Source organism: Rheinheimera nanhaiensis E407-8 (assembly GCF_000296695.1).
In the GTDB taxonomy this organism is placed as follows: Bacteria; Pseudomonadota; Gammaproteobacteria; order Enterobacterales; family Alteromonadaceae; genus Alishewanella; species Alishewanella nanhaiensis.
In genome coordinates this window covers 69,968-87,723 of sequence record NZ_BAFK01000010.1, presented here as the reverse complement: position 1 = coordinate 87,723, position 17,756 = coordinate 69,968, and the positions used below count along the sequence as shown (strand labels likewise).

Below are 17,756 nucleotides of genomic sequence, written 5' to 3'. Positions count from 1 at the left end.
GCAGTCAGTTTGCTGATAACAATAACCTCAGCATCAGATGAACAGGGCTTTAACTCTGGCCAGTAAGCCCTGCTCTGCCGTCGTCACCGCGCCGTAGTCTAACCAGCGCTTGAGCAAGCTGTGTTTATCCAGCGTACTACCCTGATTATGCTTATCCGATAACAGCATTAACTGTACCTGCTGACGCAGCTCGGCACGGGTATCCACCGAGGCTTTATCACAGATGATCTCCAGCGCTATGGTCAGTTGTTCACGGCTAAACTGCTGCTCACGCCCGGCACCAAAGTACTCGCGGTAGCCGGCGGGTAATGCCTCGGCGCTTAAAGTGGGATCTGACAACTGTTCAAACATCAGCTGTAAACCCTGCTGTTGCTGAGTGTTTTGCCACTGCTGACGCTTTAACTGCAATTTTGCCAGCACCTGCCTGACTGCCTGCTGGCTGGCAACACCTTGCGGGTCCATCTGCTGCAGCGCTTGTTGCCGTTGGTCAAACTCAGCGGCACTGGCGGCGCTTTCCAGCGATGCTAACAAGGCAGACAGTGCAGACTCATATTGCTGCAGCTCGTCCTGCTCGGCCTGTTTTTGCTGTTCAAACTGTGCCGAGCGGGCATTGAAAAAGCCATCACACAGCTGACGGAACTGCTGCCACAGCGCCTGATCCTGCTTACGGCCAGCGGCTGGCAGGGTTTTCCACTGCTGCTGACATTCTTTTAACACCTTAGCCGTCTGGTTGGGCTCGGTCAGGCTTAGTGCGGCTGTTGCTTTATCAATCAGCTGTTGGCGTGCTTCTGCGCCTTGCTGCCACAGGCTTTCCAGCTGCTGGCTCAGCGGCTTAAGCGCCTGGTTAAAGGCCTGGTTAAGTGCACTAAACTGCTGTTTATCCACTGCACCGGCCTGCTGCCAGGCTTGCTTTAACTGAGCTAGTTGCTGCTGCAGCGCCTTACTGTCCAGTTGCGCTAACGCCAACTGCTCTGCCTGAGCGATGATAGCTGCACGCTCTTCACGGTGCTTAGCGCGCGCGGCATCCAGCCTGGCAAAATACGCCCGGCAAGGCGCAAAGGCTTGCTCGCAGGCGGCATCAAAGGCAGCGTTCAGGCCGGTTTCCAGCTCTGGTGTAGCACGGCCTAAGCTGTTCCAGCTGGCACGGGCCAGTTTTACCTGCTCGGCGCGTTGGTGCACTTCGTTGTCAGCAATCGTGCCGGGCAACTGCTGCATTGCTGTCAGCAGTGCTTGCTTACGCGGTGTAGCAATATAATGTTGTAAATCGGTAAGCTCAGCCTGGGTGTCGCGGGCAAATTCATAGTCTTTAGCAAGCTGCGCCTGCTGCGCAGGGTTTAGCTGCTGGTGCTCCTGCTCGATCCCCTTAAACAAGCCAAACAAGGCGTTAAATTTACCGGCGCTGTGTAACCGGCGGTACTGCGAGAGTTTACTGCGGCACTGGCGTAACGCCTTTTCGCTTTGACCATCAAATTGCTGCTGTAGCTGCTGCCAGTGCTTGGCTAAGTCGGCCTGTGCCTGCTGCAGGCTGTCGGGTACGGCGATAGCCAAAGTTTTACTTTGCTGACGCCAGTTTTGCTGCAGTTGCTGTAACTGCGACAAGGTGGCCTGATAAGCGGCTAAATCAGTTGGTATGGGTAACGCCGCCCAATCGGCGACGATACGGGTTAACTGCGCCAGCTGCTCAGCCAATTTGGGTAGCTGCGATAACTGCTCGCCAAGTTGTGTCAGCCGCCGTTGTAAAACGGTTTTATCGCCGACATCACTCTGGGTAAGCCGGCTTTGAATGGCGCTAAGGGCTGTTTCCAGTTGCTGCGCTGCGGTAATATCCGCCGCCAGCAACGCCTGTTGCAACTGCTGTTCAACGCTATTAAGCTCGGCGCTTAGCTGCTGCTGCGCCCGGTGCTGGGCGGCTTTTGTGGCCTCAAGCGCCTGCGCTTTGGCAAGTTCACTAAGCCGGGGCGCCAGCCACTGCTCGGTCAGCTGACAAATTTTATTATATTTGCCGCGAAACTCGTCGGCTTCGGCGCCTAAACAAGCTAGCTCGGCCTCTAACTGCTGCCACTGCTGCTTATATTCGTCAAACTGCACCGGTAACTCGTTAAGATTGGCGCGCTCGCGCAGGGCATTCAGCTTAGCCAGTAGCAGTGTCAGCTGTTTACGCAGCTGCAGCGGCTTTTGTTTTGCCTCTGCCAGCTGTTGCAGCTTTTGCTCAACCGCTAACTGCAATTCACCCGTTAACTGTTTGCTTAATTTTTCCAGCGTTTTTTCATCGTGAATCGGCGCTAACAGCTGCAGCTTTTGCGCCGTTGACAGCACAGCATCCTGCAGTGCTTTAATATTCAGCTCGGTTTTATTCAGCCGTTGCAACAAACTGAATTTAAGCCCGCTGTCAGTTTCAGTTTGCGCCAGCTGCTCTAAAATGCTGCTGCGGTTGCACTGGGCAATAAACTGCTGCTTTAATTTGGGCTCTACCTGATTATCCAGCAGTTGCTGCACCAGCGTTTGCTCGGCCAACTGTTGTAAGCGCTCAGCACTGTCATGCTTACTGGCCTGCCACCACAGCGAAAAGTCATTGAGCTTTAACAGTGCGGCCTTACGCACGGCTTCGGCGCCATCGTTAAACGCCAGCTCGTGCAGCACCGTTTTATGCGCCTGCTCGTCACGGTTTAATTCGGCAATCGCCTGTTGTCGCACAGCGGCATCGGCATGTTGCCATTTGGGTTTGAAAAAACGTTTAAAGATCATCGTGCGCGAACCTTGCTATAGACTGCTCTGCCTCGAACTGCTTTTTCAGTTCGGCTTTGGTTTTTTGGATCATCTGACCATCAGCGCCTATGGTAAATAGCTCTTCAGACTTTAACACCTGCGCCTGATAAGCCATTACCAGCTGCAGGCTTTGCTCGCGCTGCGCTGCGCTAAGGGGGTTACCGTCGGCCCAGCGGCCGGTGGCCACAGCGTCCGACAGCTTTTCATAGGTTTCAGGCGTCATCGCCTGTACTAACGCGGTAAAGTTCATTTACGCCTTCTCAATAACATAATGCGGGCCCGACTGATAATGTACCAGCAGAACCCCAAGCCAATAGCGCCGCCGGCAATATACTGCTGCGGGCTGCCGGTTTCTGGGTCCCACCAGTACATCAGGCCAAAGCCAGCTAAAAACAACAGTAAGGCAAACATAGAGTGATTAACCAGGCTTTGCGCCTGATCCAGCGCTTTATCCCGCGCCAGTGCTTCCCGTTTTTGCGGCGTTAAGCCGGCTATATCACCATTGCATTTACTGCAACTGGGGCTTTTATCTGAAATTTTGTGCCCGCAAAACGGGCAGGAAATGATCGCCATAACGCTTAAGCCTTCTTTGGTGCAGCCCTGGGCTGCTTATTGCATTGCCTGGTATATTTTACTCATGATGCTGCCATACATACCAGTTTCAAATTTATCGCCGGCAAAATAATAGCCGTCGCCGGCCCCGGCTAAGATGGGGCTGTGCTTTTTATTAGTTAGCAGCACTACCACCAGGTTGTAATACGGATCTATTAAGGTGGCGGTGCCGGTCCAGCCGGTATGGCCAAACGCATACTGGCTGGCATAAGGGCCAAAGTGCCAGTTAAGATCGCCACCGGTGGCGGTGCGCCAGCCCAGCCCAACGGTATGGTCAAACACCGACGGCCGGACAAACTGCTGCAGCACCTTATCGTCAAACACCCTTGTTAAGCCATAACCACCGTGCAGCGCCAGCAGTGCCAGCTTTGCCGTCTCTTCTGCGCTGGAGAACAGCCCGGCATGGCCGGCGACGCCGTCAAAGGCATAGCGGGCTTTTTCATCATGTACCTCACCGCGCACCACTACCCGTTTATCTGCCGGGAACAGTACCCTACCAGCACGGCTATTGCCGTCAAGCTCAGTGGCGGCAATTTGCTGTGCGCTGATACCGTGGCGCAGCGGGTTAAAGCCGGTATAACTAAGTCCCATCGGTTGGTACAGGGTTTCACGCAGATACTGATCCTGTGTCATGCCGGTAATACGCTCGATAATAAGGCCCAACAACATATAATCGATGTCGCTGTATACCGCCTTGCCGCCCCGCTCGCGTTCAAACGGCACCTGAGTGGCAATCAGCTGCATACTCAGCTGGCGCTCGGTAGAGTAAAACGCCGGGCCATGGCGGTTATCCGGCCGGTGAAAATGCACCTCTGGCGGGTAGCCGGCATTATGGTACAGCAAATCACTGACCAGCCGCTGCTCACGGCCTTGCCCCTGATATTCATGCAGATACTGCGATACCGGCGCATTAATATCCAACTGACCGCGGCTAACCAGCTGCATTAGCGCATAGTTGGTTGCATACATTTTGCTGTTTGACGCCAGATCAAACACCGTGTCAGTTTGCATCGGCTCGGGGCGCTCCAGCGCGCTGCCATCCTGGGCATAGCGGTTGGCATAGCCATAGGCACTGTGTTTAACAATATTACCGTCTTTAACAATTAACAGCACAGCGCCGGGAAAGCCTTGCTGGATATCGCGTTCAATCATCGCATCCAGCTGTTCAAGCTCATCAGTGGAAAAGCCCGCCGCCTCTGGCGTGGTGTGACCAAGCTGTGGAAACGGCAGCACCAGCCGAAGCTGTGCACCCAGCGGCTGTATCTCGGTAAGCGCCAGCTGATTGATGCCGTTTTTAGTCAGCTTACTGATATCAAGCTCAAGGTATTGGCCCAGACTGGCGTCAGGCCGGACTTGAACCAGCCGGCCGTTAATATTCAGGCTAAACTGCACGGTATTGCCAAGCGCAACCAGCAGGCTACCCTGCCCCTGATAAGCGAAAAAATTGGTGCGGTTATTTACCAGCGCCCTCTGGCTTTGCTGAAGGGGCCAACGCAGGTCGCGCTGGCCCAGGTTGCTGTGGTTATCCAGTGCAGTGCGCTGTGCCTGGCTCAGACTGCTGACCGGCAGCGGTGACACTGCCAGCCACTGACTCAGGGCGGCACAGCCGGCGAGCGTGCAAAGCGCACCCGCCAGAATAATTCGCCGGATAAGCTTAAGCATGCTTTGACTTAACGCAGTTTATCAACCACCGCCAAAATGGCCGGCAGCATATCCTGACCCAGTTTCATTGAGCGTACATCTGACCAGCCATAGGCGGCATCCGGCAGGTTGGCATTATCTTTAAACGGCATTTCTACCGTGTAGGCTAAACAGTTAAACTGCTCGCCAACCCAGGCGGTGGCGATGGTCATATTGGCTTTACCCGGCTCGTCTAAATCGTAACCAAACTCGGTTTGAAACTCTGGCGTTACGCTGAGCAAGGTTTGTTTAAACAGCTCTTCCAGGCCTTTGATGCGCGCATTATATGACGGCACGCCTTCGGTACCAGCGACAAAGTTATACGGCAGGTTTTCATCGCCGTGCATATCAAGGAACAGATCAACGCCGGTTTCCAGCATCTTCTGGCGCACCAGATACACCTCGGGGCTTTTCTCCAGCGACGGGTTTAACCATTCACGGTTTAAGTTCATGCCTGCGGCGTTAGTCCGTAAATGGCCACGCACTGAGCCGTCCGGGTTCATATTGGGCACTATATAAAATACCGCTTTGTCCAGCAAAGCGCGGGCGACGCCGTCATCTTCATCCAGCAGACGATCCAACAGGCCTTCAATCAGCCATTCGGCCATGGTTTCACCCGGATGCTGACGTGCGGTGATCCAGATTTTCTTTTTGCCCTCTTCCGGCTCGCCTACCACTAACAGGCTCATATCGCGCCCGTCTAAAGTTTCGCCAAGCTCAACCAACTGGCAGTTGTAATCACACTGGGCCTGATGCAGTAAGTCCATATGACGTTCATAGCTGTACGGCGCGAAATAGGCAAAATACACTGATTCGGCTTCAGGGAAGTGCTTAATGGTTAACGCTTTACCATCATACTCGGTGTCAACCCGAAACCAGGTTTGCCGGTCGTATGAGGCTACCGCCTGATAGTCTTTCCAGCCATCCGGGTAAGCCGACTGGCCGGCGTTGGTAATGGTCAGCGTATGCTCCTGGGCATGCTCAGTGCTTAGGCGAAAATGAAACCACTGAAAAAAGTCTGACTGATTGTCTTTACGAATGGCCAGCTGGATATTGTCCGGGCTGTCGGCACTTAATACTTCAATATTACCACTGTCAAAATTACTGGTGATTTTCATAGTAGATCCATTTCAGGTTAAACAACGCCGCCAGTACGCCAGAGCTGCAAAAACCGCGGCGGCGAAAAGATGGGTTAGATTCTAACAGGTTAAGCATAAAGAAAAAGCCGCTATTAAGCGGCTTTTCGATAAAGGCACAGTTTAACGCGCTACCGGCAGGGTTGGGTATTTAATACCGGCCATGTCGTTCATTACCCGGATAACCTGGGTGCTGTAACCGAATTCGTTGTCATACCACACGTACAACACACAGCGGTCACCATCAACAATAGTCGCCTGAGAGTCCACCACACCGGCATAGCGTGAGCCGACTAAGTCAGACGACACGATCTCGGTAGAAGCAGTAAAGTCGATTTGATCCTGCAGCTCAGAGAACAGCGAGGTGCGCTGTAAAAAGGCATTTAGCTCGTCACGGCTGGTTTCGCGGTTTAAGTTCAGTGATAAAATCGCCATTGACACATTAGGCGTCGGCACGCGAATCGCATTACCGGTTAACTTACCTTTTAACTGCGGTAAGGCTTTGGCAACGGCACTGGCCGCACCGGTAGAGGTTAATACCATGTTCAGTGGTGCCGCGCGGCCACGGCGCTCTGCGCTGTGGAAGTTATCAATCAGGTTCTGATCGTTAGTGTAAGAGTGCACCGTTTCCACGTGGCCGTTACGAATGCCGTACTCGTCTTCCAGCGCTTTTAATACCGGCGTAATGGCATTGGTGGTACAGCTGGCAGCGGAGACAATTTTGTGCTCCGGTAAAATCATGTGTTGGTTAACACCATAAACGATGTTGGGTACTTCACCTTTCGCCGGTGCAGTCAGTAATACTTTGGCTGCACCTTTGCTGTTAAAGTGAATGCTCAGCTCTTTGTCGTCTTTCCAGATACCAGTGTTATCCACCACTAAGGCATCATTAATACCGTACTGGGTATAGTCGACCAGCTCTGGCGAGTTGGCATAAATCACTTTAATAAAGGTACCATTAGCTTTAATACCCTGGTTTTCTTCATCGACGGTAATGCTGCCGTTAAAGGGGCCGTGGATAGAGTCGCGGCGCAGCAGACTGGCGCGTTTTTCTAAGTCACCTTTTTTACCGCCACGCACCACGATAGCACGCAGGCGCAGCTTAGTGCTGGGGCCAGAGCGCTCTAACATTAAACGGGCTAATAAACGGCCGATACGGCCAAAACCGTACAGCACCACATCTACCGGCTTCACCTGATCTTCATGATCCAAAATTTCAGCCAGTTCGCGGGCTAAATACTGCTCCAGCTCGGTGCCGTTAGCGGCGTTTTTGTAGATAAAACCATAGGCCAGCTTGCCAATATCTACCCGGCCCGGTGCCAGGTTCATTTTGCTGATCGCTTCTAAAACCGGAAAGCTCTCACGCAGACGCAGCTTCTGGCCTTCAAAACGCTCTACGCTTTTATGCGCCTTAATAATGTCGATAGTCGTCGCATTGACCAGCGGACGGCCATACACCACCACTTCAATGCCTTTGTTACGGTACAGACGGCCGATAATAGGCTGCATGTTTTCGGCATATTCCTGGCGTTCCTGCCAGCTCTTTTGATACTGTTCTGCGTGCGATAGGGTCATGTGTCGGCCTTTTACTTCAGTAAGATGAATTAATAGGGTGGCCAAAGCACGGTCTGCGCCGCTGCTGCTTTGCCGGCGCGTATTGTAATAGAAGTTGAAAGGCTACGACAACAGTTACAGCTTTTTTATTCGCCGCGGCGGTTAAAGCTTAACGACACTGAATTAACACAGTAGCGCTGACCGGTCGGCGCCGGGCCATCGTCAAACACATGGCCTAAGTGGGCATCACAGTTAGCACAGAGAATTTCGGTGCGAACCATGCCATGGCTGGTATCACGCTGGTAGTTTACCTTGCCCTCCAGCGCCTGATAAAAACTGGGCCAGCCACAGCCGGCATCAAATTTAGTCTCTGAGCTAAACAGCATTTCACCACAGCAAATACAGTGGTAACTACCGGCCTGCTCGTTATGCAGCAGTTCGCCGCTAAACGGATATTCAGTGCCTTTTAAGCGGGTAACCCGGTATTGCTCGTCACTTAGGCGTTCACGCCACTGCTGCTCGGTAAGTTTCATTTTTTTGCTCCTGTGCAAAGTATGACTTAAGTAACAAGTGTTTTTACGGCGAACTCTCACCGCCTGTTCAGTGCAGCTATATTAACGGATAAAACCAGTTTCAATTAACGATTTCACATTATTGTCACTTAACTCTGCTTCACTGCACTGGTCTAACCAGGAGAATAATAATGACCTCTTTTAATCGCCCGCTTACCCGCCGTGATTTTTTAAAAGCTTCTGCTGCTGGCTTCGGTACTGCCGTAATCTCTACCAGTCTGCTTGGATGCAGCAGTGATAACACTGAGCTGGAGCCGCTACCCTATCAAGTACAGTTTTTACATGGCGTTGCCAGCGGTGATCCTGCAGCAGATGCGCTGATATTGTGGACCAGAGTAACCGCAGATGCCCCGTTAGTGCCAATAAGATGGCAACTGGCAGAAGATGCCGCCTTTAGCCGGATTATTCGCAGTGGCCTTACCGATACCAGTGCAGCCAGTGATTTTACCGTAAAAATTGATGTGCGCGAGCTAAACGCTGGCACAGTGTATTACTACCGCTTTAGTGCCGGCAACGTGGTCTCAGCCACGGGGCGTGCGAAAACGTTGCCCGACGCCGGCGTAAATAGCATAAAACTGGCAGTGTTTTCCTGCTCGAACTACCCGGCCGGCTATTTTCATGTTTATGCCAAGGCTGCCGAGGTGGCCGATTTAGATGCGGTTATCCATCTGGGCGATTACATTTACGAATATGGTACTGATGGCTATGCCAGCGAAAATGCCGCCGCTCTTGGCCGGCTGTCTGAACCGGCTACAGAAATTATCAGCCTGGATGACTACCGCCAACGTTATGCCCAGTACCGCAGCGACCCGGCGCTGCAACAACTACATGCCACAGCGCCCTTTATTGCCGTATGGGATGACCATGAAATAACCAATGATACTTGGCGCGCTGGCGCCGAAAATCATCAGGCAGACGAAGGCGATTTTGGCGAGCGTAAACAAGCTGCCCTCAAAGCCTATTTTGAGTGGATGCCAATAAGACCGGTTGCACCTAATGACGAGCTGAGTATTTATCGCCAGTTTGAATTTGGTGATCTGGTCAATTTAATGATGCTGGACACCCGTGTAATAGGCCGCGACCAACAGCTTGACTACGCAAATTATATCGATGCAACCAGCGGTCAGTTAGACAGTACGGCTTTTAGCAGCGATTTAATGCAACAAGGCCGCACCTTGCTAGGCAGCGAGCAGCTAACCTGGTTGCTAGACAAGCTAAACCAGTCGGACGCACGTTGGCAGTTGTTGGGACAACAGGTACTAATGGGCCGCATGTTGCTACCTGCAGCAATAGCCACCCAACAGCTCAGTATCAGCGCCTACGCCGAGCTTGCTACCCTGGCACAGCTGGCTGCCCGCGCACAGGCTGGCGATGCCAGCTTGACGGCGGAGCAACTGGCATATTTACAGGCAAATCAGGCACGACTGACACCAGAGGTTATTGCTTTATTGCAACTGCCGGCGATCCCATACAACCTGGATGCCTGGGATGGCTACCCTGCAGAGCGCGAGCAAATTTTGCAACACGTAAGTAACCTGGGGAAAAAGCTGGTGGTGCTGGCTGGCGATACCCACAATGCCTGGGCAAATCATATCGATTTAGCTGATGGTACGCCTGTAGCAGTTGAGCTTGCTACCGCATCAGTCACCTCGCCAGGTCTAGAGCAATATATTAACCTGCCGGACCGCGACGCTGCAGTCGCTGCAGAAACCGCCTTGGTGCAACTGGTGCCGGGTTTGCAGTATGCCAATGTGTATGACCGAGGCTTTATGCTGTTAAACATCAGCCGCGAGCAGCTGGATTGTCAGTGGCTCTTTGTCGATGATATCAGCGCCGTACAAGGCCAGTTATTGCTCCAGCGGCAGCAAACCGCACTCGTAGAATGGCTGCCCGATGCCGCGCCACGCCTGAGTTTAGGCTAACGCCTGCCGGGTTATTCGGTAAATAGCCTGGCAATATTGCGGTAATAATGCGTTGCAGGACGCGGTTTGGGGTATTGCAGCGCATCGACAACCTGGCGAAAGTGCGCGTCGCTGTCGGCCAGGATAAAACTGTAGCCACCGCTGGCGGAGGTTAAAATGGTCATACTGAGCTGCGTGGTACCGTCATTACTGCGGATATAATTTAAACTGTCACGCACCGGATAACGCTCCAGGCTGTAGTTAAAAAACTGCAGCGCATATTCCATCTGCTGAAACGAGGTAGGAAACTCTGTGCGCGCACTGAAATAGCGGCTAAAAGCACGGGAGATCTCATCACGTGACGGATAGGCAAAGGTTTTACCATCTAAGCGGTTAAAATGCAGTTTGCAATGGCCGGTGTTTTTTTGCTCTATCATCTTCCAGCAGAGTTTATTCTGCTCGGCTGAAAAGTCTACCAAAGGTTTGGCCAACACAGTGGCACTGGCAAGCAAGGTAGTAAACAGACAGGTACTGACCAGACATATCCTTCGTAACAACATACCCCCTCCGTGACATCATTATGAAACAGCAACAGCATAAACACGCAGTGCAGGTTTAGTTATAGTTGTTTACAAATATGAATTCAATCAATTGCGTTAAATACCAGCTATTTTATCTGGTGATAATAGCTACAGACTCCAGCAAAAGGATTAGCGGCCGGGTTCAAAACTATCATAACGTGGCAAAGCAGCATCGAGATCTTCCCAATTCGCTTTACTGCTATAAAAATTGTGTGATATCGGCCGCTCGCTAATATCTGTGGTTAAAATACCCAAGCGTAGCCGCAAACGGCTTGGATCTTGCGCATTACTGCTGTACACGGGTGAGCCGCAGTGCCGGCAAAAATGCCGCAACCGCCCCGGTTTAAAGGCAAACTGGCTTAGCTCAGCCTCCCCCTTTACCAGTTTAAAATCCGCCCGCTGTACAAAGCCATTGGTAGCAAAAGCCGTGCCGCTGGATTTACGGCACAACGAGCAGTGACAATGAATAATACTGCTAATCGGGCCGTGAATTTCAACTTCAACAGCGCCGCATAAACAAGCTCCCTGATACATACTATTCCTTTGTAATTGTGAATACTGAAGCCAGTAAGGTGTCCCGGTAGTCCGGAAAAAACCGGCTATCATTGTTGGTCATAAAAATAATCAGCAATTGGCTGTCAGAGTAATAACGCAAGTCCGTACTAAAGATGCCGTTACTGCCACCATGGCGCACCACTTTACCATGTTCCCCTGCAGGTTCTGTTATCCAGCCATAACCATAATAGGTTCCAGCGCGAGTTGTAGCGACATGTGGTCTAAACAGTAATGCGGTTGACGCTTTCGTAAGCACCGATTCGGTTTGTAATGCCTGGTGCCAGCGTGTGAGATCGCCAATAGTCGATAAAAAGCCGCCATTAGCATGTAGGTTCCACCAGGGTCCATCTTTATCCCACGACTTTTCCAATGGCGTGCCCCAGCGCTCGCTACTACCATCCGCCTTGCCACGCCAAAAACTATCGCGTTTTAATTCATAACCTGTCGCTATCGGCAAGGCTTGCCAGTCCGGCACTGTATAGCCGGTAGCTCGCAAGCCGGCAGGCTGCAACAAATGCTGTTGTACATACTGCTCATAACTTTGGCCGGAGGCCCGTTCAATAACTAACCCCAGTAAGGCGTAACCGGCATTGGAATAGGAAAAACTGCTGCCAGGTGACGCCTCAAGTGGTGATTTAAACAAGCGCCTGATAAAAGTGTTACGGCTGACTTTACTGTAATCGCCACCGGATAAATTGTTTACCAGGCCAGAGCTGTGCGTAAGTAACTGGTGTAAACTAATCGACTGCTTGTCTGCCGGAGCTTCAGGAAAAAAACGCTCAAGTGTGTCGATAAGTTGCAGCTTGCCCTGCTCTTGCAGCTTTAATATGGCAGCGGCGGTAAATTGTTTGGTAATAGAGCCAATGTCAAACACAGTGTCAGTGCTAAAAGCCTTATTTGCCTCATAATCTGCCATCCCATAAGCATGATGTAACAACGGCTTGCCAGCCTGCATTACCAAGACCTGCCCATCAAAACCACCGGCAATAGCCCGCTGATGCCAGGCTTGCAGATTTTGCACAACAATGTGTTGTTCAGGCTCGGCAGTGGCGGTATGTGATAAAAAAAACGTAATACCAAACATCAACAAGCTTAAATTTCGTTTTAGTGTGCTTGAAAGCAGGTTGCTATTTAATTTCATCTCTTGCCCTTAATATTTATCTAACAGGCTGATTAGTTGTTTAAGCTCTGTCAAAACCAGCTGTGGCTCATCAAACTGAACAAAATGGCCGCTTTTATCGGTTAACACCGCCCGCCCTTGCGGAAATGCCCCGGTCCAGCTTTGCCAGCTGCGCTATCTGGTGAAATACCGAAAAGACAGCAAAGCCCAGCTAACGATGAAAAATCTCAACATACCCTTAAGTCCAATATCATGTTTTGGGTTTAACTCAAAATAAAACAATACGTTTACAATTTAAGTTATTAAAAAACCACCCGTAGGTGGTTTTGCTTTAATACCGCTAATTAAGCGTTACGGTTAACTTGCTAATCACGTTAAGCGCTTTTTGTGTCGCGGCTTCGACACTGTCACTGAGTGCCAGTGCTACGCCCATGCGCCGCTCGCCTTGCACTTCGGGTTTACCGAATATACGCAGTTCGGTATCCGGTTCGGCTAAGGCGTCGGCTAACCCCTGATACTGAATATCGGCGCTGTGGCCGGGCACTAACAACACCGCCGAGGCGGCCGGGCCATATTGTTTAATTTGCGGAATGGGCAAGCCCAGAATAGCGCGCGCATGCAGGGCAAATTCACTTAGTTGCTGTGAAATCAGGGTGACCATGCCGGTATCGTGTGGCCTGGGTGACACTTCGGAGAAGTACACCGCATCGCCCTTAATAAACAGTTCGACGCCAAATAAACCGTGGCCACCTAAGGCCTCTACCACCGCTTTGGCATAGTGTTTCGCCTTGGCCAGTGCTTGTTCACTCATCTGCTGCGGCTGCCAGCTTTCGCGGTAGTCGCCTTTTTCCTGCCGATGGCCGATAGGCGCACAATATTGAATACCGGACAGCGAATTTACCGTAAGCAAAGTAATTTCGTAGTCGAAGTCGATAAAGCCCTCGACGATCACCCTGCCCTTGCCGGCGCGGCCGCCTTCCTGCGCATACAACCAGGCGCCATCCAGATCGGCATCAGAGCGCAGTACGCTTTGGCCTTTGCCGCTGGAGGACATTATCGGTTTTACCACGCACGGATAACCAATTTGCTGCACGGCAGCGACAAAGCTGTCTTTATCGTTGGCAAACACATAGGGCGAGGTCGCAAGCTTCAGCTCTTCAGCTGCCAGGCGGCGAATGCCTTCGCGGTTCATCGTCAGGTTAACGGCTTTGGCGCTTGGCACTACGTTAAAACCGGCGTCTTCAAGCTCAATCAGCACTGAGGTGGCAATGGCTTCCAGCTCGGGCACAATCAGTGCCGGCTTTTCGCTAATTACCAGCTGGCGCAGTGCCGCGTTATCCAGCATCGACATGACCACAGCTTTGTCGGCCACCTGCATGGCCGGTGCATTAGGGTAACGGTCTACCGCTATCACTTCACAGCCGTAGCGCTTTAATTCGATGCACAGCTCTTTGCCAAGCTCGCCTGCACCTAGTAACAACACTTTGGTGGCGCTGGCCGCACCGGGGGTGCCTATTGTGAAAGTACTCATTTTATTTTCACCATTGGCCGATCACTATGGCTCCAGTCTACATGGAACATTTTGCCTTTGGCTTTATCGGTACGCTCAAAGGTATGGGCACCAAAAAAGTCCCGCTGCCCCTGCAATAAGTTGGCAGGCAGCACAGCAGTACGGTAGGAGTCGTAGTAGCTAAGGGCTGAGCTTAGCGCCGCCACCGGTATGCCGGCTAAGGTCGCGTTGGCGACAGCCTTGCGCCAGTTTTGCTGGTACACCGAAATTTGCTTGGCAAAAAACGGGTCCAGCAGCAGGTTTTCCAGCTCGTCGTTGCGCTCGTAAGCCTCGGTGATCGACTGTAAAAACACCGCGCGAATAATACAGCCAGCGCGCCAGATCTTGGCAATTTCAGCAAAATTAAGTTGCCAGCCATGCTCGTCGGCAGCGGTTTTCATCAGGTGAAAACCCTGAGCGTAGACACAGATCTTGGCGCAATACAGCGCATCGTGCAGTGCCTGAATGATCTCGGCTTTCTGCTCCGGCGAAATCAGGTTTTGCGCCGGGCCGGCCAGTACCGTAGCGGCTTTTACCCGTTCGTGCTTCAGTGCAGACAAGGAGCGGGCATATACTGCCTCAGCAATGGTGGGCGATGGGCTACCCAGCTGCAAGCTGCTGACGGCTGTCCACAGGCCGGTGCCTTTTTGGCCGGCTTTATCCATAATCACATCCACCAGCGGCAAGCCGGTTTCAGAGTCTTTAGTGGCCAGTACCTGGGCACTGATGTCCATCAGGTAGCTGTGCAACTTGCCGTTGTTCCAGCCGGTAAACACACTGGCAATTTCGGCAGCTGTCATGCCCAGAATGTCACGCATAACCTGATAGGCTTCACAAATCAGCTGCATATCGGCGTATTCAATGCCATTGTGCACCATTTTGACATAGTGGCCAGAGCCGCTGGGGCCAATGTAGGCGGCACAGGGCTCGCCTTCGGTCACCGGATTGCCCGGCTCAAAGCGCTCTATCGGCTTACCGGTGGCAGGATCGACTTTAGCGGCAATCGCCTGCCATAAGGGTTTAATGCGGGTCCAGGCGTACGGGTCGCCACTTGGCATCAGTGAGGGGCCAAAACGGGCGCCTACTTCACCGCCCGATACCGCCGTAGAGAAGAAAATAAACTTGCCTTCGTAGTCTTTTTCCCGCGCTACTGTGTCAGTCCACAGGCTGTTACCGGTATCGACAATAATATCGTCGGCCTGAATACCGGCGTCAATCAGCTTATGACAGACATCATCTACCGGTTTGCCGGCCGGTACCGATAATACAATTAAATGCGGCGCTGACAGGCGCGACAATAATTCAGTGTAAGAGCTACAGGCGATCACCCGGGCCGGCTTGTCACCACGCTCGGCTTTATCCTGCGCCAGCACGGCTTCCAGTTTTTGGTGATCAAGGTCGAACGCTGCCACGCGGTAGCCGTTGTCAGCCAGGTTCAGAATAAGGTTTTTGCCCATTACACCGGCGCCAACAAAGCCGATATCGCAAAGTGCAGCTGTGTCTGTCATCTGACATTCCTTTATTATTTTTCACTGGTACGTGCCAAGCCGCCCGCTGGCACGTCTGAACGGCGCGCATTATACAAAAACACGGCCGATAAACCTACAGCCAGACCGAGATACTGTTGGCATTTTGCTGGTACTGCTGCTGTTTTTCCTTAGCCTTAGACGCCATACCTTTGTTTATGCTGGTGTCAAACAGCGGCTGCCAGGGGCGTTTGGGTAAACTAACCACCAAGGCGTCGCTGGAAGCGTTCATAATGCACAATAAACTGGCATTGCTGTGTTTATTGGTAATTTGAAAGATACAGGCTGAACGCTCGGGGTCGTGCCAGTCGTGCTGCTGCTTTTCGCTGCCATCGGGCAGGTACCAGCAAATCTGATGTTTTTCGCCATGCAGCTGGTAGTTATCGTCCAGCAAGGATAACTGCTGTAAACAGCTGTATTGGCGCCGAAATGCCAGCATCTGACAGACAAAGTCGAAAAAGTCCTGCTCATCGCTATCCAGATGCCAGTCGAGCCAGCTGATGTCGTTATCTTGACAATAGGCGTTGTTATTACCACGCTGGCTATGGCTTAACTCGTCGCCGCCCAGCCAGTGGATCATGCCCTGGCTTAACAACAAGGTGGCGACCAGATTGCGCTTATGCAGGTAGCGGCTAGCGATAATTGATTTATCTTTGGTGGGCCCCTCTACCCCGTGGTTACAACTTAAGTTATGGCTGTGGCCATCACGGTTTTCTTCGCCATTTAACCAGTTGTGTTTATCCTGATAACTCACCAGATCCTGCAGCGTAAAGCCGTCATGGTAGGTCAGATAATTCACACTGCAACAGGCCGGTTTGTGGTGCTTCTGAAAGATATCGCGCGAGCCCAACAGGCGGGTAGTAAATTCCGGCAGTACGCCTTTATTGCCACGCCAGAAGGCGCGGAAGGTATCGCGGCACTTATCGTTTAGCTCTGACCACTGTGGCGGAAACTGCCCCAGCTGATAGCCCATCGGGCCGACATCCCACGGCTCGGCAATCAGCTTAAGCTGGCTTAATACCGGATCTTGCGCGATGATCTGAAAAAACGCGGCATAAGGGTTAAACCTTTTATGTTCACGCGCCAGTGTGGTGGCTAAATCAAAGCGAAAGCCATCGACCTGCATCTCGGTGGCCCAATAACGCAGTGCATCCATCACCAGCTTTTGTACCATCGGCTGGGCCAGATTTACCGTATTGCCACAGCCAGTGTAATTACAGCTTTGGCTAAAATCGGTAATATCGGCATGGCTTTCAAACAGGTAATAATGCCGGTTAGCCAGGCCGCGAAAACTCAGCAGCGGGCCATCATCGCCCCCCTCTGCCGTGTGGTTAAACACCACATCCAGAATGACTTCAATACCAGCCTGATGATAAGTACGCACCAGGGTTTTAAACTCAGTCAGGGCATCCTGACATTGATAACGCGGCTCGGGGGCAAAAAAACTCACCGGGTTATAGCCCCAGTAATTACTCAGTTGCAGCTTATTCAGCCTGGGCTCGCTCATAAAGGCCGCCACTGGTAACAGTTGCAGGCTGGTAATGCCCAGCTGCTGTAAATGCAGAATAATGGCCGGATGACACAGGCCAAGATAAGTGCCGCGCAGATGCTCGGGCACCTCAGGGTGGCACATGGTCATGCCTTTGACATGCGCTTCGTAAATAACGGTTTTTTCCCGTGCAATATTCGGTTTTACGCTGTCCTGCCAGTCAAATTCGTGCTGGCTTAACACGCCCTTGGCCAGCATAAAATGGCTTTTTGTGCCATATAAGCGCTCGTTAAAGCTGATGCTGCGGTTAAGCTGTTTTACATAAGGGTCAAGTAAAATGCGCTCGTTATCAAACAGCAAGCCCTGGCCGGGCTGCATTGGCCCATCGGCTTTAAAAGCGTATAAGGTGCCCGGCGCAATGCCGGTTACGGCTAAATGCCAGATATCGCCGGTGCGGGCGCTAAAGGCAATCTCTGCCAGTAGCTCTTCAGTATCGCTTTGAAACAAGCACAATGTCAGCGCCGTGGCCTCCGGCGCATAAACGGCGAAATTCCAATGACCTGCCCTATCTTCGTCTTTGTCTTGGCTAATGCTGTCTTTAGCGCCAGCCGCTACCCAGCTTGCGCCAAGCGGTGTACTTTGGCCATAAGTTAGCTTTAACAGCGGAATGTGCTGTGCCATAAGGTGTAATGCCCCAGGTTACTTATCTTTACTT

The 17,756-nt window shown here is 52.0% G+C and carries 14 protein-coding genes; 1 reads left to right on the top strand and 13 read right to left on the bottom strand.

Annotated elements, in window-relative coordinates:
• Positions 1-33 precede the first annotated feature (33 nt).
• From RNAN_RS10060 to msrB, 7 genes are all read right to left on the bottom strand, one after another.
• The gene (locus RNAN_RS10060; RefSeq protein ID WP_008221393.1) at positions 34-2,745 is read right to left on the bottom strand and encodes a DUF349 domain-containing protein; all 2,712 of its coding nucleotides are present in this window, start codon (positions 2,743-2,745) and stop codon (positions 34-36) included.
• Positions 2,735-3,016, bottom strand: coding sequence for a YeaC family protein (locus RNAN_RS10055; RefSeq protein WP_008221391.1), 282 nt, complete (start codon positions 3,014-3,016; stop codon positions 2,735-2,737). The genes RNAN_RS10060 and RNAN_RS10055 overlap by 11 nt, the downstream gene beginning before the upstream one ends.
• Positions 3,013-3,339, bottom strand: coding sequence for a hypothetical protein (locus tag RNAN_RS10050; RefSeq protein ID WP_008221390.1), 327 nt, complete (start codon positions 3,337-3,339; stop codon positions 3,013-3,015). Before RNAN_RS10050 ends, RNAN_RS10055 begins: the two co-directional genes overlap by 4 nt.
• Before the next feature lie 36 nt (positions 3,340-3,375).
• Positions 3,376-5,040 (bottom strand): penicillin binding protein PBP4B, encoded by a 1,665-nt coding sequence (pbp4b, locus tag RNAN_RS10045; protein ID WP_008221389.1) that lies wholly within the window; start codon positions 5,038-5,040, stop codon positions 3,376-3,378.
• An 8-nt stretch (positions 5,041-5,048) separates the two neighbouring features.
• Positions 5,049-6,176, bottom strand: coding sequence for a M14 family metallopeptidase (locus RNAN_RS10040; protein ID WP_008221388.1), 1,128 nt, complete (start codon positions 6,174-6,176; stop codon positions 5,049-5,051).
• 141 nt (positions 6,177-6,317) lie between these two features.
• Positions 6,318-7,769: a glyceraldehyde-3-phosphate dehydrogenase gene (locus tag RNAN_RS10035; RefSeq protein ID WP_008221385.1), complete on the bottom strand. Its 1,452-nt coding sequence runs from the start codon at positions 7,767-7,769 to the stop codon at positions 6,318-6,320.
• A gap of 125 nt (positions 7,770-7,894) precedes the next feature.
• Complete coding sequence (gene msrB / locus RNAN_RS10030; protein WP_008221383.1) at positions 7,895-8,281, bottom strand: peptide-methionine (R)-S-oxide reductase MsrB; 387 nt, start codon at positions 8,279-8,281, stop codon at positions 7,895-7,897.
• 170 nt (positions 8,282-8,451) lie between these two features.
• Between msrB and RNAN_RS10025 the strand changes: the two genes are divergently transcribed.
• On the top strand, positions 8,452-10,242 hold the full coding sequence (locus RNAN_RS10025; RefSeq protein ID WP_008221381.1) for an alkaline phosphatase D family protein: 1,791 nt from the start codon (positions 8,452-8,454) through the stop codon (positions 10,240-10,242).
• Between the two features lie 11 nt (positions 10,243-10,253).
• Here the strand turns inward: RNAN_RS10025 and RNAN_RS10020 are convergent, their stop codons facing one another.
• From RNAN_RS10020 to glgX, 6 genes are all read right to left on the bottom strand, one after another.
• Positions 10,254-10,781 (bottom strand): hypothetical protein, encoded by a 528-nt coding sequence (locus RNAN_RS10020; protein WP_008221379.1) that lies wholly within the window; start codon positions 10,779-10,781, stop codon positions 10,254-10,256.
• A 150-nt stretch (positions 10,782-10,931) separates the two neighbouring features.
• A complete protein-coding gene (locus RNAN_RS10015) occupies positions 10,932-11,336 on the bottom strand; it encodes a GFA family protein (RefSeq protein WP_008221378.1) in 405 nt (134 codons plus the stop codon).
• Between the two features lies 1 nt (position 11,337).
• A complete protein-coding gene (locus RNAN_RS18695) occupies positions 11,338-12,498 on the bottom strand; it encodes a serine hydrolase domain-containing protein (RefSeq protein ID WP_237739909.1) in 1,161 nt (386 codons plus the stop codon).
• A 319-nt stretch (positions 12,499-12,817) separates the two neighbouring features.
• Positions 12,818-14,008, bottom strand: coding sequence for a formate-dependent phosphoribosylglycinamide formyltransferase (gene purT / locus RNAN_RS10005; RefSeq protein WP_008221375.1), 1,191 nt, complete (start codon positions 14,006-14,008; stop codon positions 12,818-12,820).
• The gene (gene gnd, locus RNAN_RS10000; protein ID WP_008221373.1) at positions 14,005-15,534 is read right to left on the bottom strand and encodes an NADP-dependent phosphogluconate dehydrogenase; all 1,530 of its coding nucleotides are present in this window, start codon (positions 15,532-15,534) and stop codon (positions 14,005-14,007) included. Before gnd ends, purT begins: the two co-directional genes overlap by 4 nt.
• A gap of 94 nt (positions 15,535-15,628) precedes the next feature.
• Positions 15,629-17,722 carry a glycogen debranching protein GlgX gene (gene glgX / locus RNAN_RS09995; protein WP_008221370.1) on the bottom strand — a complete coding sequence of 698 codons (2,094 nt, stop codon included), beginning with the start codon at positions 17,720-17,722 and terminating at the stop codon, positions 15,629-15,631.
• Positions 17,723-17,756 lie beyond the last annotated feature (34 nt).

Excerpts from the sequence above, each read along its gene's own strand:
- RNAN_RS10060 (WP_008221393.1), bottom strand. The coding sequence starts at position 2,745 with ATGATCTTTAAACGTTTTTTCAAACCCAAATGGCAACATGCCGATGCC.
- RNAN_RS10055 (WP_008221391.1), bottom strand. The coding sequence starts at position 3,016 with ATGAACTTTACCGCGTTAGTACAGGCGATGACGCCTGAAACCTATGAA.
- RNAN_RS10050 (WP_008221390.1), bottom strand. The coding sequence starts at position 3,339 with ATGGCGATCATTTCCTGCCCGTTTTGCGGGCACAAAATTTCAGATAAA.
- pbp4b (WP_008221389.1), bottom strand. The coding sequence starts at position 5,040 with ATGCTTAAGCTTATCCGGCGAATTATTCTGGCGGGTGCGCTTTGCACG.
- RNAN_RS10040 (WP_008221388.1), bottom strand. The coding sequence starts at position 6,176 with ATGAAAATCACCAGTAATTTTGACAGTGGTAATATTGAAGTATTAAGT.
- RNAN_RS10035 (WP_008221385.1), bottom strand. The coding sequence starts at position 7,769 with ATGACCCTATCGCACGCAGAACAGTATCAAAAGAGCTGGCAGGAACGC.
- msrB (WP_008221383.1), bottom strand. The coding sequence starts at position 8,281 with ATGAAACTTACCGAGCAGCAGTGGCGTGAACGCCTAAGTGACGAGCAA.
- RNAN_RS10025 (WP_008221381.1), top strand. The coding sequence starts at position 8,452 with ATGACCTCTTTTAATCGCCCGCTTACCCGCCGTGATTTTTTAAAAGCT.
- RNAN_RS10020 (WP_008221379.1), bottom strand. The coding sequence starts at position 10,781 with ATGTTGTTACGAAGGATATGTCTGGTCAGTACCTGTCTGTTTACTACC.
- RNAN_RS10015 (WP_008221378.1), bottom strand. The coding sequence starts at position 11,336 with ATGTATCAGGGAGCTTGTTTATGCGGCGCTGTTGAAGTTGAAATTCAC.
- RNAN_RS18695 (WP_237739909.1), bottom strand. The coding sequence starts at position 12,498 with ATGAAATTAAATAGCAACCTGCTTTCAAGCACACTAAAACGAAATTTA.
- purT (WP_008221375.1), bottom strand. The coding sequence starts at position 14,008 with ATGAGTACTTTCACAATAGGCACCCCCGGTGCGGCCAGCGCCACCAAA.
- gnd (WP_008221373.1), bottom strand. The coding sequence starts at position 15,534 with ATGACAGACACAGCTGCACTTTGCGATATCGGCTTTGTTGGCGCCGGT.
- glgX (WP_008221370.1), bottom strand. The coding sequence starts at position 17,722 with ATGGCACAGCACATTCCGCTGTTAAAGCTAACTTATGGCCAAAGTACA.